A 25,920-nucleotide genomic window follows, 5' to 3' on the forward strand; every position below is an offset into this window, starting at 1 on the left:
CGCTTCCCTTCGGTCTTGCGTTTCCGACTCTATCAGATCCTCGCGGCTCCGATTTTCGCCGGTGCGATTCGGCCTTTCGGCTTCTTCGCGGTTCCAACCTTACCAGATCCGTTTCCGTCTCCGGCGCCCTGTTGAAGCAGGCTCGGCCGTTCGGCTTTCGCTTTTCGGCCTTTCCGACTCTATCAGATCTTGTTCGTTCCGTTTACCGGTCCGAATTCGTTTCCGATTCCCCGTCGGAGGGGGTTTTGCCGCGCCTTTCGGCGTGGTCACTACGTTAGCGGAATTCCTCGTCGACGCATAATCGCGCCGCGGTCCGAATTTCGGCATGCCGAAATTGTTCCCGGTGAGGGGCCGTGCAGTAGTGGTGTGCCGCGAGGCGGCGGAAGGGCTGCCGCAGAACCGTTCCGGCGCTGTGGCAACTCGGAGGACACTACAGATCCGGGTGACCGGTGTCAACCTGCCTCGGGCGGGTCGCTCCTCAGTCGAGGTCGGTGAGGCGACCGCCGGCGTCCGGCTGGGCCTCTTCCACGCGGCGCAGCAGGCGGGTGAGTACCTGGCCGAGGAGTTGACGCTCCTCGCCGGAGAGGTCCTGGAGGAGGTCCTCCTCGAAGACCGAGGCCATGCGCATCGCGGCGAGCCACTTCTCGCGGCCCTCGTGGGTCAGTTCGACGATGACGCGGACGCGGTTGTTCTCGTCGCGTTCGCGGGTGACCAGTCCTTCGTTCGCCATCCGGTCGATGCGGTGGGTCATCGCGGCCGGCGTCAGGCCGAGGCGCTTGGCGAGTTCGCCGGGGCCCATCCGGTAGGGGGCGCCGGAGACGACGAGGGCCTTGAGGACCTCCCACTCGGCGTTGCTCATGCCGAGGGTCGAGGTCTGCCGCCCGTAGGCGACGTTCATCCGGCGGTTGAGGCGCTGGAGTGCGGAGACGACCTGCTCGACCTGGGGGTCGAGGTCCTGGAATTCGCGCTGGTAGGCCGCGATCTGTTCCTCGAGGGACGGCTCGGCAGCGTCGGCGGCCGCATCGGAGGGCTCAGGCATGCGGCGCAGTATGACATGAAAGTGATTGGCGTTGAAGTTCTTCGCCATGTACTCTTTAGCTTCGAAGTCTAGAGCGTTCAAGTCTTCAGGGTGAGACCGTCCGGATGACAACTGTCCGGGTCGCGCGTCTCGCCCTGGTGTCTGTCCAGCCCCTTCGACTGTCCCTTATGTCTTTGATGACCTGACCTAGGTAGGTGAGTGTGACCACCGCGATGGGCGCCGCGCTGCGCCGGATCCAGCTCGGGAACGCGCTGAGCGCGTTCGGTAACGGCTTCACGGTTCCGTATCTGTACGTCTATGTGGCGAAGGTGCGCGACCTTGGTGCCAGTACGGCCGGTGTCGTGCTGGCGATGCTGGCCGTGGCCGCGCTGGCCGTGCTTCCGCTGACCGGTCGGGCGATCGACCGGCGCGGCCCCCTGCCGGTGGCCATCGTCGGTACGGTCTCCGCCGCGATCGGCTCCCTGGGGCTCGGGCTGTCGTCGACCGAACCGCTGGTCATCGCCTCGGCGGCGGCGCTGGGTGCCGGTATAGCGGTGGTCCAGCCGGCCCTGGCGACGATGATCGTGTGGTGCTCGACGACGGTGACCAGGTCGCGGGCGTTCGCCACCCAGTTCTTCCTCAACAACCTGGGGCTGGGCGTCGGCGGGCTCGTCGGCGGGCTGCTCGTCGACGAGTCGCATGCGGCGAGCTTTGTGCGGCTGTTCGCCATCGAGGCCGTGATGTTCCTGGTGCTCGGCGCGGCGGTGGCCACCGTACGGCTGCCGCGGGTGCCGAAGGTCGAGGACGCGGTGCCGAGCGAGGAGCGGCCCGCGGGCGCCTGGCGGGCGCTGTTCGCCGACCGGCGGATGATGTGGGTCTGCCTGCTGGGGTTCGTGCTGTTCTTCGCCTGCTACGGGCAGTTCGAGTCGGGGCTGGCCGCGTATGCGACCGAGGTGACCCGAATACCGCCGGCCAGCCTGGGCATCGCGCTCGCGGCCAATACGGCGGCGATCGTGGCGGCGCAGTTCGTGGTGCTCAAGCTCGTCGAGCGGCGGCGTCGCAGCCGGGTGATGGCGCTGGTCGGCATGGTCTGGACGGTGGCCTGGCTGGCCGCCGGACTGTCCGGGCTGGTGCACGGTGCGCAGGCGGTGGCGACGACGCTGCTGATCTCGACGTACGCGCTGTTCGGCATCGGTGAGTCGATGCTGTCGCCGACGGTGGCGCCGCTGGTGGCGGATCTGGCGCCGGCCTCGTTGATCGGCCAGTACAACTCGGCGTTCGCGCTGGTCAAGCAGTTGGCGCTGGCGGTCGGTCCGGCGGTCGGTGCCCTGATGGTCGGTCATGGCATGTACGGCGCGTACATCGTGATGCTGGTGGTGTGTGCGCTGGGGATCACCGCGCTGTCGCTGCGGGTGGGCCGGATGCTGCGGCCCTGGCAGGACAACCCGCACCGGGCGGCGCCGGCCGCGGTGGTGCCCGCGGCGCGGGTGCCGGCCGAGGCGGAGTCGGTGGTCTGCGGGGCCTGAGGTCCGGCAGGTGTCGGTCGGCCGCGGTCCCGTGGGGGGTCCGCGGCCGACTGTCCGTTTCAGGCGCCCCCTGGAGGAGGCCCGTTTCAGGTGGCCCGTTCAGGCGTCCCTGAGGACGGTCCGTTCGGCCGCGTGGCCGGATCAGCTCCGGGGCAGGGCGAACTCGCACCACACGGCCTTGCCACCGCCCGGTGTCCGGCGGGAGCCCCAGGACGAGGCGATGGTGGCGACGATGGAGATGCCGCGGCCCGCCTCGTCGGCCGGTTCGGCGCGGCGGCGGCGCGGGAGGTGGTCGTCCCCGTCGGTGACCTCGACGATCAGCCGGCGGTCCGTACGGCGCAGGCGCAGCCGCATCGGGGGCGTGCCGTGCTGGAGGGAGTTGGCGACCAGCTCGCTGGCCGCCAGGACGCCGAGGTCGTGCAGCTCCGGTGAGAAGCGCCAGGAGGCGAGCACGCCGGAGGCGAAGGCGCGGGCGCGCGGGGCCGCTTCGGTGCCGCCGTGGAGTTCCAGGGCGGCGTTGTGGAAGAGCTCGGCGTCGTGGCCGCTGCGCTCGGGGTGCTGGAGGACGAGGATGGCGACGTCGTCGTCGTGGGTGGCCGTGATGCCCAGGGAGCGGAGCAGGCGGTCGCAGACGATGTCGGGCGGGCCGGCGGCGCCGGCGAAGGCGCGTTCCAGGGCCTCGACGCCGTCGTCGATGTCCTTGTCGCGGCGCTCCACCAGGCCGTCGGTGTAGAGGACGGCGCTGGCGCCGGGGCCGAGCGTGACGGACCCGGAGGTGTGCAGCCAGCCGCCGGTGCCCAGGGGCGGGCCGGTGGGCTCGGCGGCGCGGCGGACCGTGCCGTCCGGGTCGCGGACGAGGATGGGCAGGTGGCCGGCCGAGGCGTAGGCCAGGCGGCCCTCGTTGGGGTCGTGGACGGCGTAGACGCAGGTGGCGATCTGGTTGGCGTCGATCTCGGCGGCCAGGCCGTCCAGGAGCTGCAGGACCTCGTGGGGCGGGAGGTCGAGGCGGGCGTAGGCGCGGACGGCGGTGCGCAGCTGGCCCATGACGGCGGCCGCGCGCACACCGCGGCCCATGACGTCGCCGATGACCAGGGCGGTGCGGCCGGCGCCGAGGGTGATGACGTCGTACCAGTCGCCGCCGACCGCGGCTTCGGTGCCGCCGGGCTGGTACGTCGCGGCGACCCGGAGGTCGTCGGGCTGTTCGAGCTCCTGGGGGAGCAGGGAGCGCTGGAGGGTGACCGCGGCCTCGCGCTGGCGGGCCTCGCTGGCGCGCAGTCGTTCGGCGGACTCGACCTGGTCGGTGACGTCGGCGCCGAAGACCAGGACGCCTTTGTGCGGGGCGACGCAGGCGACCTCGGGGTCGGGTGCCGGGCCGCTGGCGGCGACCTCGATGGGGGTGCAGGTGAAGGTGTAGTAGCCGCGGGAACGGTCGCCGCCGGCCCCGCCGGGGACCTTGCGGGACTTGACCGTGCGGGGCTTGCCGCTGCGCAGGACCTGGTCCATCAGGGGGAGCAGGCCGAGCGCGTCCAGCTCGGGAAGGGCCTCGCGGGCGGTGCGGCCGGCGGGGCGGGGGCCGAAGACGGAGGCGTAGGCGCCGTTGACGTAGGCGAGGCGGTGCTCGGGGCCGTAGACGACGGCGACCAGGGCGGGGATGGTGCCGAGGATGTCGTGGACGGAGAGCGCGTCGACGGTGGGCGACAGGGTCACGGGCGCGGTCTCCTGGGCGGACGCCGGGTCGGGGCGCTCGGCGCGGGCGGCGGGGACGGAGCCGGTGGTGGCGGCCGTCGGGGCGGCCGGGGTGCCGTCCGCGGACGCGGGCGGGGCGGCGGGCTCCGGGGCCGCGGTGGGCGGGGTGGCCGGCGTACCGGCGGCGGGGCGGGCTGCGGCGCGGTCGGACCGCGCGGCGGCGCGCCGCTGTGTGCCGGGGAGTTTGGCGCTCCAGCGCGTGAAGATCACGGAGGGGTACCTCTTACTTCGCGTCGTCGCGCGGGATCGGGCCGTCGGCATGGTGGGACCTCCCGGCGGCGGGCCGGGGGAGGGTCGGCTGGGGGCGCTCTCGGCGCCCTTTTGCGGAATGCAGCAAACGTCCAGAATCCTCGTGATTGTCACTCTTTGCAGATACGAGCCCACCCATGGTCACACGTCCAGTGTGGCCGACCGGACGGACATCCGTCAGACGCCCGGCGGCCGGTGTGGAGTTCCGCACTCCGCAACCACCGGCCCGCCCGGGGCTGACGTCAGGTCAAAATTTCTGTCGGTACGGCGCGTCAGCTGGCTTCGTTGTGCCGGCCGGTGCCCGCGGCGAGTTCGAACTCGGCGCGCGGGTTCTCCAGCGAGCCCAGCGAGACGATCTCGCGTTTGAACAGGCCCGCGAGGGTCCATTCGGCCAGGATCCGGGCCTTCCGGTTGAAGGTCGGCACCCGTCCGAGGTGGTACGCGCGGTGCATCAGCCAGGCGGGGTAGCCGCGCAGCTTGCGCCCGTAGACGTGCGCGACGCCCTTGTGCAGGCCGAGCGAGGCCACCGAACCGACGTACTTGTGCCGGTAGTCCTGGACCGTGCCGCCGCACACCGTCGCCGCGACGTTCTCGGCGAGCACCTTGGCCTGCCGGAGGGCGTGCTGGGCGTTGGGCGCGCACACGGGGCGGGGCTCGTCGGGCTTGGCGGGCGGTTCGGCCGTCAGGTCGGGGACCGCCGCGGCGTCGCCCGCCGACCAGGCGTGTTCCACGCCGTCCACCCGGAGCGTGGCATTGCACCTGAGGCGGCCGTGGTCGGTCAGCGGCAGGTCGGTCGCGGCCAGGATGGGGTGCGGTTTGACGCCGGCGGTCCACACCAGCGTTCTGGTGGGGAAGCGGGAGCCGTCGCTGAGCTGGGCGACCCGCTTCTCGCACGAGTCCAGGCGGGTCTCCAGCCGTACGTCGATGTTGCGGCCGCGCAGCTCCCGTACGGCGTAGCGGCCCATTTCCGGGCCCACTTCGGGGAGGATCCGGCCGGTCGCCTCGACCAGGATCCACTTCATGTCCTCGGGCTTGACGTTGTGGTAGTAGCGGACGGCGTAGCGGGCCATGTCCTCCAGTTCGGCGAGGGCCTCCACGCCCGCGTAGCCGCCCCCCACGAAGACGAAGGTCAGCGCGGCGTCCCGGACCGCCGGGTCGCGGGTGGAGGAGGCGATGTCGAGCTGTCCGAGGACGTGGTTGCGCAGTCCGATGGCCTCTTCGACGGTCTTGAAGCCGATACCGAATTCGGCCAGGCCCGGGACCGGCAGGGTGCGGGAGACCGAGCCGGGGGCCAGAACCAGCTCGTCGTAGACCACCTCGATGGCGCCGTCGCCGGACTCCTCCGCCGCCAGGGTGGCGATCGTCGCCCGGCGTTCGTCGTGGTTGATGTCGGTGACTTCGCCGACCACCACGGTGCACTGCGGCAGGACGCGGCGCAGCGGGACGACCACGTGGCGCGGGGAGATGGAACCGGCCGCGGCCTCGGGCAGGAACGGCTGGTACGTCATATACGGATCGGGATCGACCACGATCACCTCGATGGAGCCCTCCCGCAGCTGCTGCTTCAGTTTCCGCTGCAGGTGCAGGGCGGTGTACATCCCCACGTAGCCACCGCCGACGACGAGAATGCGGGCCACGTTGTTCGAAGACACAGCCTTCACAGGGGTTCTCCTCGCGGTGTCGACCGGGCCCGGGGCGGCGCCGATCAGGCGGCCGGCCGGCGGCGCGACCACCCTCGGGTGCCGCGCTCCCGGGAAAGCGCAGCACTGTTCCATGACGCACCCCCGCAGCGCCTTTGTCCACAGGCCCGTCGAAATGTATGACCGGGCGCTGCCCTGGGGACGGAGCCGCACCCTCCGGGTTGCCGGGCCCAGCTGCGCTGGTCAGCGGGCGGGTGGCGGAAAGCGTACGGGGGCACAATTCGGGCGGATCAGTCCGTTGGGCCGATCGGGGGGCGCACCGTGCGGAAGGCCCCCTTCAAACTTGACCCGGGCTCAACTATGTTCGTATCTCGTTGGGGTGCACCCTTTCGTCGGTGCGTCCCGGCAGTCAGGGCGGGGAGTCTCCGGGGGGAGACGTCATTACCGGGGGATCACTATGACCATTCAGGGCTCTCAATGGCCGACAGCCGTCGCCATGGCGCACGCCACCGACGGCGGCAGCGGCACGCACGGCAACAACGGCAACAACGGTGCGAACGGCACCCACGGCAACGGGGGCGGCGGCAGCCTCGGTGCCGGTTCGGGCGCGGGCGGGCGGACCACACCGCTGCGGGTGGACGCCCAGCGCAATCTGGAACACGTACTGCGCGCCGCGCGCGAGGTGTTCGGCGAGCTGGGCTACGGCGCGCCCATGGAGGACGTGGCACGGCGCGCCCGGGTCGGGGTCGGCACGGTCTACCGCCGGTTCCCGAGCAAGGACGTCCTGGTCCGCCGCATAGCCGAGGAGGAGACCTCCCGGCTGACGGACCAGGCGCGTGCGGCGTTGGGGCAGGAGGACGACCCGTGGTCGGCGCTGTCCCGCTTCCTGCGGACGTCGGTCGCCTCGGGCGCCGGACGGCTGCTGCCGCCGGGGATCCTGCGGGTGAGCGCGGAGGCCGACCGGGCGGACGCCGCGGTGGACGGCCTCGGCGAGGCCCGGGTACCGCAGCAGCGGATGGCGCCCGGCCCGGACGGCGGGCCGGCCGACCTGCGGCTGGTCGAGCGGCGCGGCGGGCCCGAGGACGGCCCGGCGGCCGAACCGGCACCCGCCCCGGCCGAGGCGACGGACGGCGCGGAGGCGCTGCTGGAGGTCGTCGGACGGCTCGTGGAGCGCGCCCGGGCGGCCGGTGAGCTGCGGCCCGACGTGACGGTCTCGGACGTCCTGTTGGTGATCGCCACGGGTGCGCCCGCGCTGCCCGACCCCGGTCAGCAGCAGGCTGCCTCCGCGCGGCTGCTGGAGATCCTGCTGGAGGGACTGCGCTCGCGCGCGGGGCGGTGACGTGGGGGCCCGTTCCGGTGGGATGTCCCGCTGGTTCCGGCCCCGGGCGTTCCGGGCGCGCGGGGGCCTCGGCCCGCGATGTGGCCCGTACGGGTTTCCCGTGGCGTATGACCCGATTGCGCCATATGGCCCGTACGGGTGAACGCCCGTGCGGGCGGGCGGACGCCCTCCCCGGATGAGTGGTTGACGGACGAGGCCCCCAGCCGCCACCGCCCGATGTGGCACGCTTGCGCGGTATTCGGGTGTGACGGCGGCTTCGGGGGCCTCGGCGATGGGTGTTGACGGGCGGGACGAGCAACGCGACGGCGAGACCGGGCCGGGCGGGTCCGGGACGGCGCCGCCCCCTCAGGTGCCCGGGCAGGCCGGGCCGTCGGGGGCCACTCCGACAGGCGGGCAGGCCGGGCCGTCGGGGGCCACTCCGACAGGCGGGCCGGCCGGGCGGCAGGCCCGCGCCGGCGGTCCGGCGGGCGACGGCCCCAGCGTGCCGCCGCAGCGGCACGGGGCCGGCCGGGCGGCGCCGCGCGGCGGGCCGGGGGGCGTCGGGGGCGCCACGGGAGGAGCGGCCGGAGGGGATCAACTCCCGGCGTCCGACGACAAGTTGATCGCCGGGATGCGGGCCGGCGGCGACGGTGCGTACGAGGAGATGTACCGCCGGCACGCCGACGCGGTCCGGCGCTACGCCCGGCACTGCTGCCGCGACGAGCACACCGCCGAGGACCTGACCGGTGAGGTCTTCGCCCGGACGCTGCAGGCGGTGCGCGGCGGCGCGGGACCCAGCACCGCGGTCCGCGCGTATCTGCTGACGACCGTGCGCCGGGTCGCCGCCTCCTGGGCGAAGACCGCCCGGCGCGAGCAACTGGTCGAGGACTTCGCGGTGTTCGCGGTCTCCGCGGCCGGTGCGACGCTGGACGACGGCACCCTGGACCTGGGTGCGGACGTGCACGCCATGCACGAGGCCGAGCAGTCGATGGCCGTGCAGGCGTTCCGCAGCCTGCCGGAGCGCTATCAGACCGTGCTGTGGCACACCACGGTCGAGGACGAGTCGCCGAGCGAGGTCGCCCCGCTGCTGGGGCTGACCGCGAACGCCACCGCCGTATTGGCGCACCGCGCCCGCGAGGGCCTCAAGCAGGCGTATCTGCAGGCCCACGTCAGCCAGTCGCTGACCGCCGGCGGGGACTGCGCCCGGTACGCCGACCGGCTCGGCGCGTACGCCCGCGGCGGGCTGCGGATGCGGGCCGAACGGGGCCTGCGCGAGCACCTGGACGGCTGCGCCCGGTGCCGTACCGCGGCGCTGGAGGTCGAGCACGTCAACGAGCGGATCGGTGCGGTGCTGCCGGTGGCGGTCATCGGCTGGTTCGCCGCCGGGTACGCCGTGAAGACGGCCGCCGCGGCGGCCGGGGCCGCGGGGGCGGCGGGGGCCGGTGCGGTCGCCGCGGCAACGGGCGGTTCCGGTACGGCAGGTGGCGCGAGTGGCACGGGTGGCGCGAGTGGCACGGGTGGCGGTGTCGCGGGTGAGGGGCTCGGCGCGCCGGTCAAGGTCGGCATCGGCGTCGGAGTGGTGGTGGCCGGTGTGACGCTCGTGCTCGCGCTGGCCGGCGGCGACCCCTCGCCCGCGTCGCACCCGCGGGCCGAGCCGCACCGGCCGGCCCCGGCCGCGCCGCGTCATCCGTCGCCCGCCCCGGCGAAGCCGCTGCCACCGGCGGCCGGTGCCGCACCGAGCCCCCAGCCGACCCCGTCGCACCCCTCGGCCCACCGCCCGGCACCGTCCCGGCCGGCGCCCGCCCCGACGCCCACCACCCGTACGCCCGCACCGACGACTCCCCCTCCGAAGCCCCCGCACGAGCCGCCCCGGACGCGCCCGGAGCCGCCGGAGCCGCCGGAGCCCGCCCCGACCTCGTATCGAGTCGCCGCGCTCGACCACGACTTCATGGGCGACGGCAGCGAACCGGAGGTGCGCACCCTGGGGAGCGGCTGGCTGTGGCAGCGCCGGTCGCCGGAGATCGCCGGGACGTCCTACGCGGACGGCGCGACCATGCACGCCGGGTCGTCCGTCCTCATCGACCTCAACCGGTCGTGCACCTCTTACGACGCCCTGGTGGGTGTCGACGACCTCAGCCTGGGGATGGGCGCCCTGCGCTTCTCCGTGTACGCGGACGGGGAGCGGCTCTGGCGGTCCGCGGTGGTCCGCGGCAATCGGCCGGCCGTCCCGGTCCATGTCCCCCTGAGCGGCCACAGGACGCTGCGCCTCGTCGTCGACCCGGCGACACCCCTGGACGCGGTGGCTCTGGGCGACTGGGCGGAGGCCCGCATCAGCTGCCGCTGAACCCGCCGGCGGCGCCAGCGACGCACTCGGACCGGCCTCCAGGCGTACGCCCACGGCGCGCAGTGCGTCTTCCCCGCCGTCGCACGCGCGGCCCGGCCGGGCACACGGGCCGCGCGCCCCGTAGCTCCGGCCCGACCAGGGCAAAGGGCAGACGCGGGGCCCGCAGACCCGGCCTCAGGACAACCGGGCGCGCGGAACCACGCCGCCCGCGACCGCCTTCTGGCGCGGCGCCTCCGCCCCCGTCCAGCAGCTCCCGCGGCGGGCGACCAGGCGGCGCAACCACAGTTCCGTGGCGACGAGTTCCGCCAGCCCGTCCAACGGGAGCGCGGCGCCCTCGGCCGCCGCGCGAAGGGCGGTGCGGACCACCCGCGCCTCGATCAGGCCGGCGTCGGCCAGCAGGGGCGCGTCGAAGAGCTGCACCAGATCGCCGACCGCACCGCGCAGCCCGGCGCGTACCGCCGCGGCGTGGGTGACGTGCGAGGTGGCGCCCCAGCCGGGCGGCAGGTCCCGTACGCCCGCGCCGGCCAGTACGGAGCGCAGTACGGCGGCCCGTGCCCCCGGCTGCACCCGGAGGGTGTCCGGGAGCGCGCGGCAGGCGAGCACCACCTGGTTGTCGAGGAAGGGCGCGTGCAGCCGCTGGCTGCGGACCTCCGCGGCCTGCTCGAAAACCCGGTGGTCGGCGGCCTGCCGAGCCAGAGCCGCGCGGGCCCGCCGCTCACCGGGGCGCCCGACCGCGGCCGTACGGGACGCCGCCTCGCTGAGGCGAACCGATACTTCGGCCAGCGCCTCGCCCGTGAGCCAGCGCGCCGCAGGCCCGGGACGACACCAGGTCAGCGCGGCCAGCGAGGCGTCCACCGCCCCGCCGGTCACCGGCTCGTCGGCGAACTGCCGCTCCAGCAGGCGCCGCGCGGCCTCCGTGATGCCCTCCGGGTACGGCGTACGGGCGAGCCGCCGCGCCGCCCGGTAGACGGTGAACGGCACCAGGACGGACTGGGCGGACGGGCCGTCGGCCTTCGCGAGCGCGGTGACCGGCCGCAGGAGATGGCGTCGGCGGCGGTCCATGAGGAGGTCGGCGAGCCGGGCGGGATGGGCGTCGAGGACCTGCCGGGCGCCGTGCCCGACGAAGTGGTCCGCGCTGCCCGCCAGCAGCCGGCGCCGGTGGCGGCCCGCCACCGTCAGGGAGGGCCCGGGCTCGTCCGTGAGCGGGCCGCTTTCGAGGTCGGCATACGGGAGGGCCTCCTCCCCGGCGGCGACGACGACGTGGTGCAGCCGCGGGTTGTCGGCGATGCTGCGGGCCCGCTCCAGTTCGGCGTCGTGGTGGGCCCGCGCGCCATTGGTGGCGCGGTCGTTGAAGGTGACGGCCAGCAGGCGTTCCCCGTGGCCGTTGAGGCGTCCTGGACGGCCGGGCAGACCGGCGGCCAGAAGGGCGAGGGTTCCGGACGCGGAGCCTCCGGAGAGGTCGGCGCCGACGCCGGGGGCCGGCGCGCCGCGTGCCGCGCGCCGCTCGGCGGGCCCCATACCGGGCACCGGGCCGGGATCGAGGCCGTCGAGCCCGTCCGGGTCGGGGGCGTGCCGCGGGACCGCCAGCCGGGCGCGGACGGCCTCGACGAGCGCGTCCCGGACCCCGTCCACGGCCTGTTCCGGCGGGAGTTGGGGCGCGGCGACGGCGAGCGAGGTGGTCGGCTCGTAGGAGGTGATCTCCCTGGCGCCGCCGCGCAGCACGAGGGCGTGGCCGGGCGGGATCCGGCGGACGCCCTCGTACGGTGTGCCGGCGCCGAGCGCCTCGGGGGCGTCGGGGCAGGCCAGCAGCGCGGCGAGGTGGCCGATGTCGAGGCTGGCCTCGATCAGGTCGGCGAGCGGCAGCGCGGCGGTGGCGTAGGCGGTGCCGCCCGCCCAGGGGGTGTGGAAGACGGGGCGAGCGCCGGCCAGGTCACCGGTGACGGTGATCCGCCGTCCTACCTGGACGACCGCGGTGTAGCTGCCGGACCAGGCGGTGAGGTGCCGCAGGGCGCCCCCGCGGGCCGCGTACAGGCCGACCCGCAGCTGGTCGTCGGTGGCCCCGCAGATGCCGAAGACGGCGAGCCGGGTCTCGGGGTCGGCCTGGACGACGCGGACCTCGTCCGGCCGCCAGTCGCCGACCGCCCACAGGGGGTCCGGGTCGCCCCAGAGGATCTGCGCGCCCACCGGGAGGACGGTGCGGCTGCCGACGCCCTCCGGGTCCGCGGCGGACGGCCTCGTGGCGGCACTGCTCCACCCCACCAACCAGCGCATGCCGCCTCCACCCGAATTACCCGCCCACCGGGGCCAACGGCCGCCCCGTACCGCGGATCGCCAAGCTGTCGCCGAGCCGTAGTGACGGCCTTGCCGCCCGTAGTGGCGACCATGCTGCCATGACAACGGCGCGCCGGAGAGGTCGCGGCGGGACGTATACGGGCAGTTCACGGCGGACGGCGGGCGGCGGGCGCGTACGGTGGACGGCAGACCCGCGGCGCGGCACCAGGGGATCCGTCGACAAACCCGACAACTGGCCATCTGGGCGAGGCATTTGGTCCACCGATGCGCCAACTCGCCCCCGGTAGGCCCCCCGTGTGGCCCCCGAGGCGCCCGCGCGGCGCTCCTTGACGCGCCACGGCGCGAAATCATCACCCGTCGATTTTCGGCCAAAGTCCGTAGGGCACAGCGCAGTTGACAACTACGAGCCTCATGTCAACCGGTGGCACGATCCTACGGTGGACGGCCTGCGCGACGGTCCGGGAGGCGGGCTTCGCCCCCCGGACCGGACCGTCACCCGCGGGGAATGAGGTGACGGTGTCCCCCAGCCCACTGGATCCAGTGCAGCGGGCCGACCCACGCACCAGTCATGGAAGCGCTCCCGGGGTCGGGCAACCAGCGCGCACGGCCAGGCGCACGGGCACACGTACCCGGAGCACATGCCAGATCCCGCACCCCTGTCTGAACATGAATCTCGCCATCCGGGACACCGGCCCTTAACGGTCGGGATCCGGCGAACTACTCTGGGTGGACGCATGCCCCGGGGTAGCGGGGCGGCCGTCGCTGTGTCGAGGGGTGCGCATGTCCAGGGATATACGCGGGCCGAACGAGAAGCTCGGCACCGTTCTCGCCCTCGCGGGTATCAGCAACGCCGGACTGGCCCGCCGGGTCAACGACCTCGGCGCGCAGCGCGGGCTGACGCTTCGTTATGACAAGACGTCGGTGGCGCGATGGGTCTCCAAGGGCATGGTGCCGCAGGGCGCCGCGCCCCATCTGATCGCGTCCGCGATCGGCAGCAAACTGGGCCGGCCGGTGCCGCTGCACGAGATCGGGCTGGCCGACGCCGACCCTGCGCCCGAGGTCGGCCTGGCCTTCCCGCGCGACGTCGGCGCCGCGGTGCGCTCGGCGACCGAGCTCTACCGTCTCGATCTGGCCGGACGGCGGGCCGGCGGAGGCGGCATCTGGCAGAGCCTGGCCGGATCCTTCGCGGTGAGCGCGTACGCCACCCCCGCCTCGCGCTGGCTGATATCCCCGGCCGACAGCTCGGTGGCCCGGGAGGCGGCCGAGGCGCGCGACAAGGACGCCGCGGCGGCCGGCGACGCCGGGATCCCGCAGCACGTGGGGCACAGCGACGTCAGCAAGCTGCGCGAGGCGGCGGAGGACGCGCGCCGCTGGGACTCCAAGTACGGCGGTGGGGACTGGCGTTCTTCCATGGTGCCGGAGTGCCTCCGGGTGGACGCGGCGCCGTTGCTGCTCGCCTCGTACAGCGACGAGGTGGGCCGCGCGCTCTTCGGGGCGACCTCCGAGCTCACCCGGCTCGCGGGGTGGATGGCCTTCGACACCGGCCAGCAGGAGGCCGCGCAGCGCTACTACATCCAGGCGCTGCGGCTCGCCCGGGCGGCCGCCGACGTCCCCCTCGGTGGGTACGTCCTCGCCTCGATGTCCCTCCAGGCGACGTACCGCGGCTTCGCCGACGAGGGCGTCGACCTCGCCCAGGCGGCCCTGGAGCGCAACCGCGGTCTGGCCACCGCCCGCACCATGAGCTTCTTCCGCCTGGTGGAGGCGCGGGCGCAGGCCAAGGCCGGTGAGGCGCGCGCCTGCGAGGTGGCGCTGAAGGCGTCCGAGGGCTGGCTGGAGCGGTCCCGGAGCGGCGACCCCGACCCGTCGTGGCTGGACTTCTACTCGTACGAGCGGTTCGCCGCCGACGCGGCCGAGTGCTACCGCGACCTGCGGCTGCCCCGCCAGGTGCGCCGCTTCACCGAGCAGGCGCTGTCCCGGCCGACCGAGGAGTTCGTCCGCTCGCACGGGCTGCGGCTGGTGGTGTCCGCGGTGGCCGAACTGGAGTCCGGCAATCTGGACGCGGCCTGCGCGGCGGGCGCCCGCGCGGTCGAGGTGGCGGGCCGGATCTCCTCGGCCCGTACGACGGAGTACGTCCGCGACCTGCTGCACCGCCTCGAACCGTACGGCGACGAGCCGCGCGTGGTGGAGCTGCGGGAACGGGCGAGGCCCTTGCTGGCGGCGCCGGCGTAGGTGGGCGAGGCGGGCGGTGGGGCGCGGGGCCGGGCGACGGGCCGGGCGACGGACCGGTGAGCCGCGGTGGGGCGGGCGACGGACCGGCGGGTCGGGCGACGGACCGGTGGGCCGCTGGGCCGCCGGGTCGCCGGGTCGCCGGGTCGCCAGGTTGCCGGATCGCCAGGTCGCCGGATCGCCCGGCAGTTCCGAGCGGCCGCCGAGGGAGCTTGCCGATCGAGCCTGCCTATCGACGATCAAGCTTGCCGATCGAGCTTGCCGGGGGAAATGCCGACGGGATTGTCAGTGCCGGCCGTCATGATGGGATACGTCGTCGGGATGGCGCGCGGACCCGCGGTGACGGTCGGGCCTGCGGTCATGCGGTTGGGCATGCGGTAGGGGAGGTGCAGTGTCGTCGTACGACTGCGACGTGCTGGTGATCGGTGCCGGCATCATCGGGCTCTCAACGGCGTATGCGATCACGCGCGCCGCGCCGGGCACGCGCGTCGTGGTGCTGGAGAAGGAGCAGGGCCCGGCCCGGCATCAGACCGGGCGCAACAGCGGAGTGATCCACAGCGGCATCTACTACCCGCCCGGTTCGCTCAAGGCCCGCTTCGCGCTCCAGGGCTCCGCGGAAATGGTGAAATTCTGCACCGAACACGACATTCCGCATGAGGTCACCGGCAAGCTGATCGTCGCCACCGACCGCAGCGAGCTGCCCCGGCTGCACGGCCTGATCCAGCGCGGCCGCGAGCACGGCCTGCCGGTCCGCGAGCTGGGCCCGGCCCAGATAGCGGAGTACGAACCCGAGGTCCGCGGCCTGGCCGCCATCCATGTCGGCACGACCGGCATCTGCGACTTCGGCGCGGTCGCCCGCCGGTTCGGCGCACTCGCCACGGACGCCGGCGCCCGGATCGTCTACGGCGCCGACGTGACGGTGATCGGCCGCCGCCCCGGCCGGGTGGCGGTCCGTACGGCCGACGGCACGGTCCACCGCGCCCGCGCCCTGGTCAACTGCGCCGGTCTGCACTGCGACCGGATCGCCCGGCTGGCCGGCGATGCCCCCGGGATGCGGATCGTCCCCTTCCGCGGTGAGTACTTCACCCTCGCCCCGGAGCGCGCCGCCCTCGTCCGCGGCCTGGTCTACCCGGTCCCCGACCCCGCCTTCCCGTTCCTGGGGGTCCACCTCACCCGCGGCATCGACGGCGCCGTCCACATCGGCCCGAACGCCGTCCCCGCCCTGGCCCGCGAGGGCTACGACTGGCGCACGGTCCGCCCCGGCGAGCTGGCCGGCACCCTCGCCTACCCCGGCTCCTGGCGGATCGCCCGCCGCCACTGGCGCTACGGCGCCGGCGAGCTGCACCGCTCCCTCTCCCGCCGCGCCTTCGCCGACGCGGTCCGCCGCCTCCTGCCCGCCGCCCGCGAGGAGGACCTCCTCCCGTCCCCGGCCGGCGTCCGCGCCCAGGCCGTCCTCCCCGACGGCACCCTCGTCGACGACTTCCTCTTCTCCGAATCCCCCGGCATGATCCACGTCCTCAACGCCCCGTCCCCCGCCGCCACCGCCTCCCTCCCCATCGGCCGCGAGGTGGCCCGCAGGGCGCTGGGGGTGCTCGAGGCGGCCCGGAGCTAGGGGTGTCGCCTCGATCAGACCGGGGAGGCGCCCCCTGGCTCCGTCGATCCGGAGCCCGCACGCCACCCCCGTAGAATCGAACCCACTGTGTCCGAGAACCGCACCCCCTCCCCCGCCCCCGTGACCGACGCCGTGGCAGCCGACGCTATGGAAGCCGTGGCCGTGGCTGACGGTCGGCGTACCGCGCCGGCGCCGCGTCGTGGCGAGCCGATGTTCCCCGACGGCACCGGGCCCGCGGCCGACCCCGCGGGGTCGCACCACGAGCGGCGGATCCGGTCGTTCCAGCCCCGCCGCAGCCGGGTGTCGCCCTCGCAGGCCGATGCGCTGCGCCGGCTGTGGCCGACGTGGGGCCTGGACATCGACGGGCTGTCGCGGCTGGACCTCGACGCGTTCTTCGGCGGTCTGCCGGTCGTGCTGGAGATCGGTTTCGGGATGGGCGAGGCCACGGCGCAGATGGCCGCCGCCGACCCGGCCACCGGCATCCTCGCCTGCGACGTGCACACCCCCGGCCAGGGCAATCTGCTCGGTCTCGCGGAACGGAACGGGCTGTCCAACATCCGGGTGGCCAACGGCGACGCGATCATCCTGCTGCGCGAAATGCTGGCGCCGGGCTCCCTCGCCGGGCTGCGCGTCTACTTCCCCGACCCGTGGCCCAAGAAGCGCCACCACAAGCGGCGCCTGATCCAGCCCGAGTTCGTCGCCCTGGCGACGACCCGGCTCGCGCCCGGCGCGCTGGTGCACTGCGCGACCGACTGGGAGCCGTACGCCGAGCAGATGCTTGAGGTGCTCTCCGCCGAGCCGACGCTGGAGAACCTCCACCCCGGCTTCGCGCCGCGTCCCGACTTCCGGCCCCTCACCAAGTTCGAGGGCCAGGGCCTGGACAAGGGGCACACCGTCCACGACCTGCTGTTCCGCCGCCGCGGCGCGTAGGGCGACCGCCGCTCGTTACGGTCGAGGGGTGCACCCGCCCGTTCAGCCACCGCCGCAGCCGCGCCGGAGAGCCCTCTGGCGCGGCCTGCTCCGCCGTACGAACCGCGACGTGACGACCGACGACACGCCCTGCGACATGCCCGGCAACTTGGCGGGCGGTACGCCCCGCGACACGGTCCGCGATGCGACCGGCGACACACGTTGCGACATGCCCCACGTCCTGGCCGGCGATACGGCCGGGGGCCGCCCCCGCGAGACGAGCCGCGGTATGCCTTACGACGGGACCCGCGGTATGCCACGCGACAGCACCCGCGGTATGCCACGCAACAGAGCACGCGGTGTCCGTCGCCACAGGCCCCGCCGTACGACCCTCCGCGCTACCGCGCTGATATCCCTGCTCGTCTCCCTGCTCGCGCTCTCCGGCGTGATCATCGTCGGGATGGTCCGCCGGGAGACCGGTACCGAGGGCCTGCTCGTGGGGCTGGGGCTTGCCGTCTTTCCGGTGCCGCTGCTGGTCGCGGCGTTCCGCTGGCTCGACCGCATCGAGCCCGAGCCCCGGCGGAACCTCGCGTTCGCGTTCTCCTGGGGGGCGTGTGCCGCGGCTCTGGTGGCGCTGGTCACCAATGGCTTCGCCACCGACTGGCTCGCCGCCAACCTCGCGTCCGCCTCGCCCTCCGAGGCCGAGACCTGGGGCGCGACGGCGATCGCCCCGGTCGTCGAGGAGACGGTGAAGGCCGCCGCCGTACTGCTCCTCTACCGCTTCCGCCGACGCGACTTCGACGGCATCACGGACGGCATTGTCATCGCCGGCATCACCGCCACGGGCTTCGCCTTCACCGAGAACATCGTCTATCTGGGCAACGCCTTCGGCGAGGACGAGTCCATGGGCCACACCGGCCTGGACTCGCTCACCGTGGGTACCTTCTTCGTCCGCATCATCATCTCCCCCTTCGCCCACCCCCTCTTCACCATCCTCACCGGCCTCGCCTTCGGCATAGCCGCCACCCGCTACCCCCGCCGGCGCGCCGCCCGTATCGCGCTCGCCGCCCTCGGCCTGCTCACCGCCGTGCTCCTGCACGCCATCTGGAACGCCGCCTCCTCCCTCGGCGACATCGGCTTCCTCCTCGTCTACGGGCTCTTCATGGTCCCCGTCTTCCTCGCCCTGACGGCCCTGGCCGTCTGGGCCCGCAAGCAGGAGCTCCTCTCCCTCCCCGGCTACCTCGCCCCCTACATCACGGCCGGCTGGCTCACCCCGGCCGAACCGGACGCCCTCGCCTCCCTCAAGACCCGCGCCCTGGCCCGCGACATCGCCCGCCGCACCGAGGGCCCCGCCGCCGCCCGCGCCGTCACCGCCTACGCCACCGCCGCCACCGCCCTCTCCTTCCACCGCCGCCGCGCCCACCTCAGGGGCCCCGACCCGGACTTCACCACCCGCGAGCAGTACCTGCTGCAACGGGTCAGGCAGTACCAGAGGTGGGGACGGCCGGCGTTGACGTGTGCGTTGCGGACTAGCCGTCGTACGGACGGTCCGCCCAACGTGACCGATGCTGGCGGATGCAGTCGACCCGTATCTGGTGCTCCTTGACCCGCGTCAGCGCACGAACGAACTGCTGCGTCAGCCCGTCGATCACCTCATAGGCGTCGGTCAGCTGGAGGGCACCCCGGTCGAAGAGGGCATGGCAGTTCGGGCAGAGGCACAGCACGTTGTCCACCGTGTCGGGCCCGTGGTGCGGCTTGCCCAGGGCCTGAATGTGCGCGGCTTCGCTGATGGCCTCGCCCTCGGGTGACACCACGAGCCGCAGTCCACACACCTGGCAGGTGTTGTCGTACATCTGCTTGACCTCGCGTACGACGGCCGAGTCACGTATGAGTCGTTCGTAGGCGACGGTTCGGCGAAATTGCTCTTCCAGGTCGGTCTTCTTCTCACCGTCCGGTGCCACGGGTTGCGGTTTCGGTGATTCGCCGGGTGCCAGCTTGAGCAGCCGGAACTGACAAATGCGAAAGCCTTCCTTACCGATCGTGGTCCAGCTCTCCGCGACTCGGAAGAGGCCGCAGTACTCATAGCCACCGGTGGCCTTCTGCCGCTTGATGTCCAAGCCGCGAATGACGCGTACCGGATTCCCCAGCGCCTGGTTCAGCAACAGTCCGGCGTTACCGCGCGAGTCCATCGTCTGATCGGCCACCATGCGCTGAGTGGTGCGGTCGCGTCCGCCCTCGCCGGTGTAGACGATCTCGGACTCGCCGTAGACGTCGTCGAGGTAACCGCCGGAGAGAACGATGGAGTCGACGCCCTGGTGAGCGGTTCCGGAGATCCCCAATCCGCTTTGCCGGTGCACCCCTTTCTCGTGCAACTCGGCATGTCCCTTGAAGTGCTGACCTTCATGGACACCCGGTGGGCTACCGAACTTCACGGGGTTCGCCGCGTTCTTCTTCGCCATGCACGCATACTGCCAAGTGCTTGATCGCTACGTCATCAGTTGGTGCAGCAATCCCGGGCGTAGGCTCACAGGAGTTGTTTCTTCTGTGGTTTGTCTGGTGTCTCTTCTGAGGAGTGGAGTGGGCATGGCCGGCGTTCCGAGCAGTGTGGTGGCGGCGAGTGGGTTGCTCGGGGGTTATGGGGTGGCTCGGTGGACGAAGAAGCGGCCGTTGGGGGGTGTGGCGTTGGCTGCGGCGGGGGCGGTGGCGGCTCGGGAGTGGCAGCGGAAGGCCGGTGGTAAGACGGCGGCGGCGTTGAGTGGGGCCTATGTGGCGGCGTTCGTGGGGTCGCATCCGTTGGCCAAGAAGATCGGGGCCTGGCCTTCGGTGTTCGCGGTGGCCGGTGGGGTGGCGCTGGCGTCCTGGGCGGTGGTGGACCGGCGGGGGTAGTGCGCCGGGGGTCACCGGTACGCAGCACGCATCACGCACTACCTCTCGCGCACTACCTCTCGCGCGGTACCTATCGCGCGGTACGCATCACGTATCACGCGATACGTATCGCGCAGCACTACGTCTCGCGCGCTGCGTATCGCGTACCACGCGGTGCGCGCTGCGTGATGCTCCCCAACACGCAACGCAGGAAGCGGGGCCCCCAGGGCCCCGCTTCCTGCGTTGTGGGGGGAGGCGGCTCTCCCTGGCGTGGGGCAGGTCAGGCCGATGCCTCGTTCAGCAGGGTGAGTTCGGGGGCGGTGAGGGTCAGGTCGGTGACGGCCAGGAGGGGGGCGAGCTGGGCGGTCGTGCGGGCGCTGGCGATCGGGGCGGCGACCGTCGGCTGGGCGGCGAGCCAGGCCAGCGCGACGGTGGCGAGCTCGGCACCATGGGCGGCGGCGACCGTGTCGAGGGCCTTCAGGACGCGGGGGCCGCGGTCGGTGGCGAGGTACTGCGCGGCCTTCCCGGACCGGGCGCTGTCGACCGCCGCACCCGGCCGGTACTTGCCGGTCAGGAAGCCGGAGGCCAGGGCGTAGTACGGGACCGCGGACACGCCGTTGCGGGCGGCCACGTCGGCGAGTTCGCCCTCGTACGTGTCGCGGGAGACGAGGTTGTAGTGCGGCTGCAGGGCCACGTAACGGGCCACGCCCTCGCGGTCGGAGAAGGCGAGGGACTCCTCCAGGCGCTGCGCGGAGATGTTGGAGGCGCCGATCTCGCGGACCTTGCCGGCCCGGACGAGGTCGTCCAGGGCGGTCAGGAACTCACCGACCTCGACGGACTCGTCGTCGTAGTGGGTGTAGTAGAGGTCGATGTAATCCGTGCGGAGCCGGGTGAGGGACTCCTCGACCGCGGACTTGATGGTGGCGGCGGACAGACCCTTGTAGTCCGGGTGCGCGCCGACCTTGGTGGCGATGACGATGTCGTCGCGATTGCCGCGCGCGGCCAGCCAGTTGCCGAGGACCGTCTCGGATTCGCCGCCCTTGTTGCCCGGCACCCAGGCCGAGTACACATCGGCGGTGTCGATGAAGTTGCCCCCGCCCGCCACGTACGCGTCCAGTACGGCGAAGGACTCGGCCTCGTCGGCGGTCCAGCCGAAGACGTTGCCCCCGAGGGAGAGGGGGGAGACGGACAGCGAGCCCAGGGCCCTGGGGGTACGGGAGTTGTTGCTTGTCGCGCTCATGGTGGGGACAGCGCTGCGGGGCGGGTGGTTATTCCCTCGTGCGGCGGTTGTTCCCCCGTAGGGCAGCTATTCCCTCGAAGGGGATATTCCCCATGGTCCTATCTCCAGGGTCGCATCCCCATGGTCGTGTCCCCATGGTCGTGTCCCCATGGACGTGTCCCCATGGACGTGTCCCCATGGACGTGTCCCCATGGACGTGTCCCCATGGACGCGTTCCCATAGTCACATCCCATGGTCGTGTCCTCACGGCCGTATCCGTGATTCCTGTGGGCCGCCCGCCCCGCTTCGTCAGACGTTGACGCCGTGGTCGCGCAGCCAGGGCATCGGGTCTATCGGGTCGCCGGCGCCGGGGCGTACCTCCAGGTGGAGGTGCGGACCGGTGACGTTGCCCGTGGCGCCGACCCGGCCGATGACGTCGCCAGTGCTGACCTTGCCCGAGGTCTTGACCATCGAGGACAGGTGGCAGAACCACAGCTCGGTGCCGTCGTCGAGGGTCAGGACGATGCGGTAGCCGTACGAACCGGCCCAGCCGGCCTGGGTGATGGTGCCGGAGTGCACGGCCTTGACGGGCGTGCCGGTCGGGGCGGCGAAGTCCTGGCCGGTGTGGTCCGCGACCCAGCGGTCACCGGCCTGACCGAAGCTCGCGGTGAGGGTGTACGAGGAGACCGGGGTGATGAAGCTCTGCGCCAGTTTGGCGAGGCGTTCGGCCTCGACCTTACGGCGGGCCTCCTCCTCGGCCTTGCGCTTGGCCTCGGCCGCTGCCTCCTTCTTGGCGGCCGCGGCCTGCTCGGCGGCCTTCAGGTCCGCGGCGGCGTCCGTGGTGGCCTGCTTGATCGCGGCCTGCTCGGCGGCCTCGCGGGCCTCCTGCTCGGCTGAGCCCTGCTGGGCGTCGGCCTGCTGGAGGATACGGCTGCGCAGCGCCTCACCGGCGTCCGCGCCAGAGCCCGAGCCCGTAACCGCGTCAGAGCCGGAGCCCGTGCCCGTGCCCGTGCTCGATCCGGCGCCCCCGCCCGTACCCGTGCCCGCGTCCGTGGTGGACGGCGAGCCCGGACCGGCGTTCCCGGTGAGCGGGTCGGCGGGAGTGGTGGCGGAGGAAGAGGCGGAAGCGGTGTGCGCGCCCCCATCGGTGTGCGAACCGCCGTCGGATATCAGGTCGCCGACGCCGGGCAGGGAGGCGGCGTCCGGGAGGTGGTCGGAGACGGCGTCGGCCACTCCGCCGAGGTCGGGCATCGAGATCGGCACCGGCGGCCGGCCCTCGGCCGTGGCCATCCCGCCCGCGCCGACCGCCGCGATGACGCCGACGCCCAGGACCGTCCCGCCGCGGGCGAGTCCACCGCCGCGCTGCTTGGCCACCCGGTGCTTGCCGCGGGCCGGGCGGACGGACTCCTCGGTGGGGTTCCATTCCTCCCACTGGCCGTCGGCGTCACCGTTCGCCTCACCGGCCGCCGCGAAGCGGGTGTCGGTGCCGACAGTGGTGTCGGCACCGAAAGCAGCGTCAGTGGCGAAAGCAGCGTCGGTGCCGAAAGCAGCGTCAGTGGTGAAAGCGGTGTCGGTGACGGCTGCGGTGTCGCCGGGATGCGCGAAGGCGTGGGGGGCGCCTGACGCGTACCGGGCGTACGGGGCGTCCGGGCCCCGGTCGTCGGAGTCGTAGGCGGACGGAGCCTCGGGGCCAGGCCTGTTGGACGCCACGGGGGCGCACTCCTTTCCTTCCTTCTCGCCTACCGGGTTAGCTGACGGGTTCGGAGCAGGAAGGTCTCCTACGGGCACCCTCTGGCGAAGGCGTCCGATTCACCCCAAGGTGGTGGTTCCCCGGTTCCCTTGGTGCAGTTCGAGGTGCTGGAGGTGCGTGAAAAGCGCGTGCGGGATTCGGCGTCGGCGCACGGTGCCGCCTCTTGCGGCGGCTGGGACGACCGCGCTGCGTTATCGGACAGTAATAGAGATCGCGACGGTTTTCCAAGCCTTCCCGGGAATCCATATGCCTCGCGCACCAGCTTTGGCGTGGTGTTTTCCGGTCACCATGGCCATAAATCGGGCGAGTTGACCGCACCGCCCCGTGCCGCGTCTAAACGATCTCTCGATGATTGTGCGTCAGTTGTTATGCGGAGGGGTGCCTGCCCATTACGGAACGTGAAGACAGTAACGTCGGATCATGGTCGTCAACGCCGAGCGCCCTGGACACTCCCTGCACCCCGGACACTCCGAGCGCCCCGGACCCTTCGAAAGTCCCGGATACGCCGAGAGCCCCGGACCCGCCGAACCCCTCCGCAACGCCGGTCACGGCCGCCACGGCCGTCCCGGCCACGGCGGAGTCCCGACCGGAAACGCCCAGGAGGTGGCGCGGCGGTACCAGGAGTTCTCCTGGCGCGAGGCGCGCGGCCGGTCCGACGCCCACGAGGAGTTGAGCGCCCGGATCGGCCAGGACCAGGAGCTGTGCGAGCTGCTGGCGGGTTCGCTGCCGGCCGGCGACAAGCAGCAGCCCCAGCTCCTGCTCGCCGCCGTACGCCATCTCGACGGGCCGCACGCGGAACAGGGCCCGCGCGGCGCGGTGGCGTACGGGCGCTGGCGCGAATGGACGATCCGGCACTGGGACCAGGTGCGGGACGTCATCATGCGCCGCGGCACCCAGACCAACGAACCGGCCCGCTGCGCCACGCTGCTGCCGCTGCTCGCCCGGCTGCCCCAGCCGCTGGCCCTCCTGGAGGTCGGCACCTCGGCCGGGCTGTGCCTGCACCCGGACCGCTACCGGTACGCGTACGGACCCTGGTACGGGGAAGCAGGCGATCCGGCGGCCCACGCCCCGCTCGTCGACGTAGGCGCGGCCGACAGCCCCGTGGTCTTCCACTGCCAGGTGCAGTCGCCGGGGCCGGGGGCGGGGGCGGCGGAGCAAGGGGCGTCGCACGTCCCCATCCGCCTGCCCGAAGTCGTCTGGCGGGCCGGGATCGATCTCGCACCGCTCGACCCGGTCGCCGACCGGGACGACCTGCGCTGGCTGCAGTCGCTCGTGTGGCCCGGCGACGAGGCGCGGGCGGCCCGGCTGTCCGCGGCCGTCGACGCGGTGCGGGCGGTGCCGCGGCCGCGGATCGTCCGCGGGGACCTGATCGACGAACTGCCCGCTTTGGCGGCCGAGGCGCCGGCCGGGGCGACGCTGGTCGTGTTCCACACCTCCGTGCTGAGCTATCTGCCGTACGCCCGGCGCGAGGAGTTCGCCCGGCTCGTACGGTCGGTCCTCGACGGGCGGGACGGCGGCGGGCACTGGGTCTCCCAGGAGCACCACTCCGTACTGCCGTGGCTCCCGCTGCCCGCGCACCACACCCCACGCCCGGACGACCCGCTGCAGCTGACGCTCGCCCTGGACGGGCACCCGGTCGCGCTCACCGGGCCGCACGGACAGAGCTTCCGCCCGCTGTAGGCGGCCCCCGGCGGGTGCCTGGCAGCGGCCGGCCCTGCCGGGCCCAGGCCCAGGCGCACCCTTGTCAGCCCCTCCGCCCGCCGTAGTAGTGCGCCGCGCGAACCGGCCCGGAGCGCCGAGCCCTCACTCCCCCATCGGCCGCTGCACCGCCAGCAGGGCCATGTCGTCCGCCGGGTCCCCGCCCGTGTGCCGGGCGACGTCCTCGATGAGGGCGTCCAGGAGGCTGCCGGGGCCCGGGAAGTGCCGGCCGCGGAGCTTGTCGGCCGGGTCGTAGAAGCGGCCGCGCAGGTCGCGGGCCTCGGTCACACCGTCCGTGAAGAAGACGAGCAGCGAACCGGCCGGGAAGAACGACTCGTCGGAACGGTCCGGCCAGCTCGCCACCTCCCTCATCCCCAGCGGCAGCGCAGGCACGGCGGGCGTCAGCTCGCACAGCCCGCCGTCCGGGCCCAGCAACAGGGGCGCCGGGTGGCCGCGGTTGAGGACCCGCAGCACGGGCCGCCCGTCGGCGGGGATCTCGGCCAGGACCGCGGTGGTGAACCCCTCGTACCGGTCGAGCCCCGCGCGCCGCCCGCCCTCCCGTTGCAGTGCCCGCTCCAGCCGGCCGGCCACCGCCTCCAGGGTGGCCTCCTGTTCCGCCGCCTCCCGGAAGGCGCCGATGACGACCACGGCGGACTCCACCGCCTCCAGCCCCTTGCCGCGGACGTCGCCGACGATCAGCCGTACGCCGTGCGGGGTGTCCTGCACCGCGTAGAAATCGCCGCCGATCCGGGCGTCCGCCCGCGCGCCCACGTACCGGGCGGCGACCGCGAGCCCGCCGAGCCGCTCGGGCGGCGCCGGCAGGACGGCCCGCTGCGCGGCCTCCGAGACGTCCCGTACGGACGCCAGACGGGCGTCGGACCTCCGGACGACGCGGTTGATGGCGAGCGCCAGCAGGGCGACCACGAAGACGGTCGCGATCTCGGTCACCGACTCGTGGGTGTCCTGGGCGGCGCTGCGGTACGTCACCACCAGGGACTCACCGGCCATGGCGGCCAGGGCCGTGAGGGCGGTGGCGGGCAGCGACAGGAGCGGCGCCGCCACCAGCGGGGCGGCGGAGAAGAAGGGCGCGGCGGTGTACCTGGGCGGCGTCGCCATGTCGAACGCGAGGCCGCCGACGATGAGGACGGCGGGGAGCCAGCAGGCCAGGCTGCGGCCCAGCGGGGACATCCGGGCCCGGCGTGCCCGGCGCTCCCCGTCGCCTGAGGGCCCGTCGCCCTGCAGCATCCGCACCGGCCTCTCCCCGCTCCGCCCGTCCGCCGTACGCGTACCGGCATGCCGGCCGTCACCTCGACGTCCCAAGGCTGTCCGCTCCGGGGAGGCACGGCGATCCCACGGGGGCCGGACGGGTCAGCGCCGGATCACATGACGCGCCCCCGGAGGATCACCGGCGGATGCGCGACCGGGCCCTGGAGGACCACCGACGAGCGTCACCAGGAGGAGGGGAGAAAGAAGGCAAGGGAAAAGGGGAGGGGAGAGAACCAGCCCCT

At 73.3% G+C, this 25,920-nt stretch carries 17 protein-coding genes and 1 riboswitch; of the genes, 9 read left to right on the plus strand and 8 right to left on the minus strand.

Annotated elements, in window-relative coordinates; translation table 11 throughout:
• Positions 1–478 precede the first annotated feature (478 nt).
• Positions 479–1,039: a MarR family transcriptional regulator gene (locus tag AB0E02_RS33115; RefSeq protein ID WP_030415913.1), complete on the minus strand. Its 561-nt coding sequence runs from the start codon at positions 1,037–1,039 to the stop codon at positions 479–481.
• Positions 1,040–1,239: 200 nt separating this feature from the next.
• Between AB0E02_RS33115 and AB0E02_RS33120 the strand changes: the two genes are divergently transcribed.
• Entirely contained in the window at positions 1,240–2,544 is a 1,305-nt protein-coding gene (locus tag AB0E02_RS33120; protein WP_030415914.1) for an MFS transporter, read from the plus strand.
• 141 nt (positions 2,545–2,685) lie between these two features.
• On the opposite strand, the gene AB0E02_RS33125 is transcribed toward AB0E02_RS33120, so the two are convergent.
• Both AB0E02_RS33125 and AB0E02_RS33130 read right to left on the minus strand, forming a co-directional pair.
• The gene (locus AB0E02_RS33125) at positions 2,686–4,500 is read right to left on the minus strand and encodes a SpoIIE family protein phosphatase (protein ID WP_362146430.1); all 1,815 of its coding nucleotides are present in this window, start codon (positions 4,498–4,500) and stop codon (positions 2,686–2,688) included.
• Between the two features lie 311 nt (positions 4,501–4,811).
• Positions 4,812–6,191, minus strand: coding sequence for an NAD(P)/FAD-dependent oxidoreductase (locus AB0E02_RS33130; protein WP_362146499.1), 1,380 nt, complete (start codon positions 6,189–6,191; stop codon positions 4,812–4,814).
• Between the two features lie 484 nt (positions 6,192–6,675).
• Here AB0E02_RS33130 and AB0E02_RS33135 point away from each other — a divergent pair, with 484 nt between their 5' ends.
• Positions 6,676–7,518, plus strand: coding sequence for a helix-turn-helix domain-containing protein (locus AB0E02_RS33135; protein ID WP_362146433.1), 843 nt, complete (start codon positions 6,676–6,678; stop codon positions 7,516–7,518).
• Positions 7,519–7,789: 271 nt separating this feature from the next.
• Entirely contained in the window at positions 7,790–9,841 is a 2,052-nt protein-coding gene (locus AB0E02_RS33140) for a sigma-70 family RNA polymerase sigma factor (RefSeq protein ID WP_362146436.1), read from the plus strand.
• 174 nt (positions 9,842–10,015) lie between these two features.
• On the opposite strand, the gene AB0E02_RS33145 is transcribed toward AB0E02_RS33140, so the two are convergent.
• Positions 10,016–12,112, minus strand: coding sequence for an asparagine synthase-related protein (locus AB0E02_RS33145; RefSeq protein WP_362146439.1), 2,097 nt, complete (start codon positions 12,110–12,112; stop codon positions 10,016–10,018).
• An 801-nt stretch (positions 12,113–12,913) separates the two neighbouring features.
• On the opposite strand from AB0E02_RS33145, the gene AB0E02_RS33150 reads away from it, so the two are divergent.
• From AB0E02_RS33150 to AB0E02_RS33165, 4 genes are all read left to right on the plus strand, one after another.
• Positions 12,914–14,362: a hypothetical protein gene (locus AB0E02_RS33150; protein ID WP_030415920.1), complete on the plus strand. Its 1,449-nt coding sequence runs from the start codon at positions 12,914–12,916 to the stop codon at positions 14,360–14,362.
• A gap of 388 nt (positions 14,363–14,750) precedes the next feature.
• A complete protein-coding gene (gene lhgO, locus AB0E02_RS33155) occupies positions 14,751–15,971 on the plus strand; it encodes an L-2-hydroxyglutarate oxidase (protein ID WP_362146442.1) in 1,221 nt (406 codons plus the stop codon).
• 147 nt (positions 15,972–16,118) lie between these two features.
• On the plus strand, positions 16,119–16,901 hold the full coding sequence (gene trmB, locus AB0E02_RS33160) for a tRNA (guanosine(46)-N7)-methyltransferase TrmB (protein ID WP_307811517.1): 783 nt from the start codon (positions 16,119–16,121) through the stop codon (positions 16,899–16,901).
• A gap of 316 nt (positions 16,902–17,217) precedes the next feature.
• Entirely contained in the window at positions 17,218–18,486 is a 1,269-nt protein-coding gene (locus AB0E02_RS33165) for a PrsW family intramembrane metalloprotease (RefSeq protein WP_362146502.1), read from the plus strand.
• On the opposite strand, the gene AB0E02_RS33170 is transcribed toward AB0E02_RS33165, so the two are convergent.
• Positions 18,410–19,339 carry a YDG/SRA domain-containing protein gene (locus AB0E02_RS33170; RefSeq protein WP_362146445.1) on the minus strand — a complete coding sequence of 310 codons (930 nt, stop codon included), beginning with the start codon at positions 19,337–19,339 and terminating at the stop codon, positions 18,410–18,412. The two genes, AB0E02_RS33165 and AB0E02_RS33170, sit on opposite strands and share 77 nt — an antisense overlap.
• A 124-nt stretch (positions 19,340–19,463) precedes the next feature.
• Between AB0E02_RS33170 and AB0E02_RS33175 the strand changes: the two genes are divergently transcribed.
• Complete coding sequence (locus tag AB0E02_RS33175; protein WP_030415925.1) at positions 19,464–19,766, plus strand: hypothetical protein; 303 nt, start codon at positions 19,464–19,466, stop codon at positions 19,764–19,766.
• Positions 19,767–20,025: 259 nt separating this feature from the next.
• On the opposite strand, the gene AB0E02_RS33180 is transcribed toward AB0E02_RS33175, so the two are convergent.
• Both AB0E02_RS33180 and AB0E02_RS33185 read right to left on the minus strand, forming a co-directional pair.
• Entirely contained in the window at positions 20,026–20,985 is a 960-nt protein-coding gene (locus AB0E02_RS33180; protein ID WP_362146448.1) for an aldo/keto reductase, read from the minus strand.
• Between the two features lie 288 nt (positions 20,986–21,273).
• Positions 21,274–22,674 (minus strand): M23 family metallopeptidase, encoded by a 1,401-nt coding sequence (locus AB0E02_RS33185; RefSeq protein WP_362146451.1) that lies wholly within the window; start codon positions 22,672–22,674, stop codon positions 21,274–21,276.
• A gap of 11 nt (positions 22,675–22,685) precedes the next feature.
• Positions 22,686–22,840, minus strand: a riboswitch (cyclic di-AMP (ydaO/yuaA leader).
• Positions 22,841–23,134: 294 nt separating this feature from the next.
• Between AB0E02_RS33185 and AB0E02_RS33190 the strand changes: the two genes are divergently transcribed.
• Positions 23,135–24,394 (plus strand): DUF2332 domain-containing protein, encoded by a 1,260-nt coding sequence (locus AB0E02_RS33190; protein WP_362146454.1) that lies wholly within the window; start codon positions 23,135–23,137, stop codon positions 24,392–24,394.
• Between the two features lie 123 nt (positions 24,395–24,517).
• Here AB0E02_RS33190 and AB0E02_RS33195 read toward each other — a convergent pair whose 3' ends face one another.
• Positions 24,518–25,657 carry a PP2C family protein-serine/threonine phosphatase gene (locus tag AB0E02_RS33195; RefSeq protein ID WP_362146505.1) on the minus strand — a complete coding sequence of 380 codons (1,140 nt, stop codon included), beginning with the start codon at positions 25,655–25,657 and terminating at the stop codon, positions 24,518–24,520.
• Positions 25,658–25,920 lie beyond the last annotated feature (263 nt).

The sequence above is a fragment of the Streptomyces sp. NPDC048196 genome (assembly GCF_040652715.1).
GTDB classification, from domain to species: domain Bacteria; phylum Actinomycetota; class Actinomycetes; order Streptomycetales; family Streptomycetaceae; genus Streptomyces; species Streptomyces siderophoricus.

What these genes read in the sequence shown, in the direction of transcription:
- AB0E02_RS33180 (WP_362146448.1), bottom strand. Translation starts at nt 20,985, where the DNA reads ATGAGCGCGACAAGCAACAACTCCCGTACCCCCAGGGCCCTGGGCTCG.
- AB0E02_RS33165 (WP_362146502.1), top strand. Translation starts at nt 17,218, where the DNA reads ATGCCACGCAACAGAGCACGCGGTGTCCGTCGCCACAGGCCCCGCCGT.
- AB0E02_RS33115 (WP_030415913.1), bottom strand. Translation starts at nt 1,039, where the DNA reads ATGCCTGAGCCCTCCGATGCGGCCGCCGACGCTGCCGAGCCGTCCCTC.
- AB0E02_RS33150 (WP_030415920.1), top strand. Translation starts at nt 12,914, where the DNA reads ATGTCCAGGGATATACGCGGGCCGAACGAGAAGCTCGGCACCGTTCTC.
- AB0E02_RS33145 (WP_362146439.1), bottom strand. Translation starts at nt 12,112, where the DNA reads ATGCGCTGGTTGGTGGGGTGGAGCAGTGCCGCCACGAGGCCGTCCGCC.
- AB0E02_RS33195 (WP_362146505.1), bottom strand. Translation starts at nt 25,657, where the DNA reads ATGCTGCAGGGCGACGGGCCCTCAGGCGACGGGGAGCGCCGGGCACGC.
- AB0E02_RS33140 (WP_362146436.1), top strand. Translation starts at nt 7,790, where the DNA reads ATGGGTGTTGACGGGCGGGACGAGCAACGCGACGGCGAGACCGGGCCG.
- AB0E02_RS33175 (WP_030415925.1), top strand. Translation starts at nt 19,464, where the DNA reads ATGGCCGGCGTTCCGAGCAGTGTGGTGGCGGCGAGTGGGTTGCTCGGG.
- trmB (WP_307811517.1), top strand. Translation starts at nt 16,119, where the DNA reads ATGGAAGCCGTGGCCGTGGCTGACGGTCGGCGTACCGCGCCGGCGCCG.
- AB0E02_RS33190 (WP_362146454.1), top strand. Translation starts at nt 23,135, where the DNA reads ATGGTCGTCAACGCCGAGCGCCCTGGACACTCCCTGCACCCCGGACAC.
- AB0E02_RS33135 (WP_362146433.1), top strand. Translation starts at nt 6,676, where the DNA reads ATGGCGCACGCCACCGACGGCGGCAGCGGCACGCACGGCAACAACGGC.
- AB0E02_RS33170 (WP_362146445.1), bottom strand. Translation starts at nt 19,339, where the DNA reads ATGGCGAAGAAGAACGCGGCGAACCCCGTGAAGTTCGGTAGCCCACCG.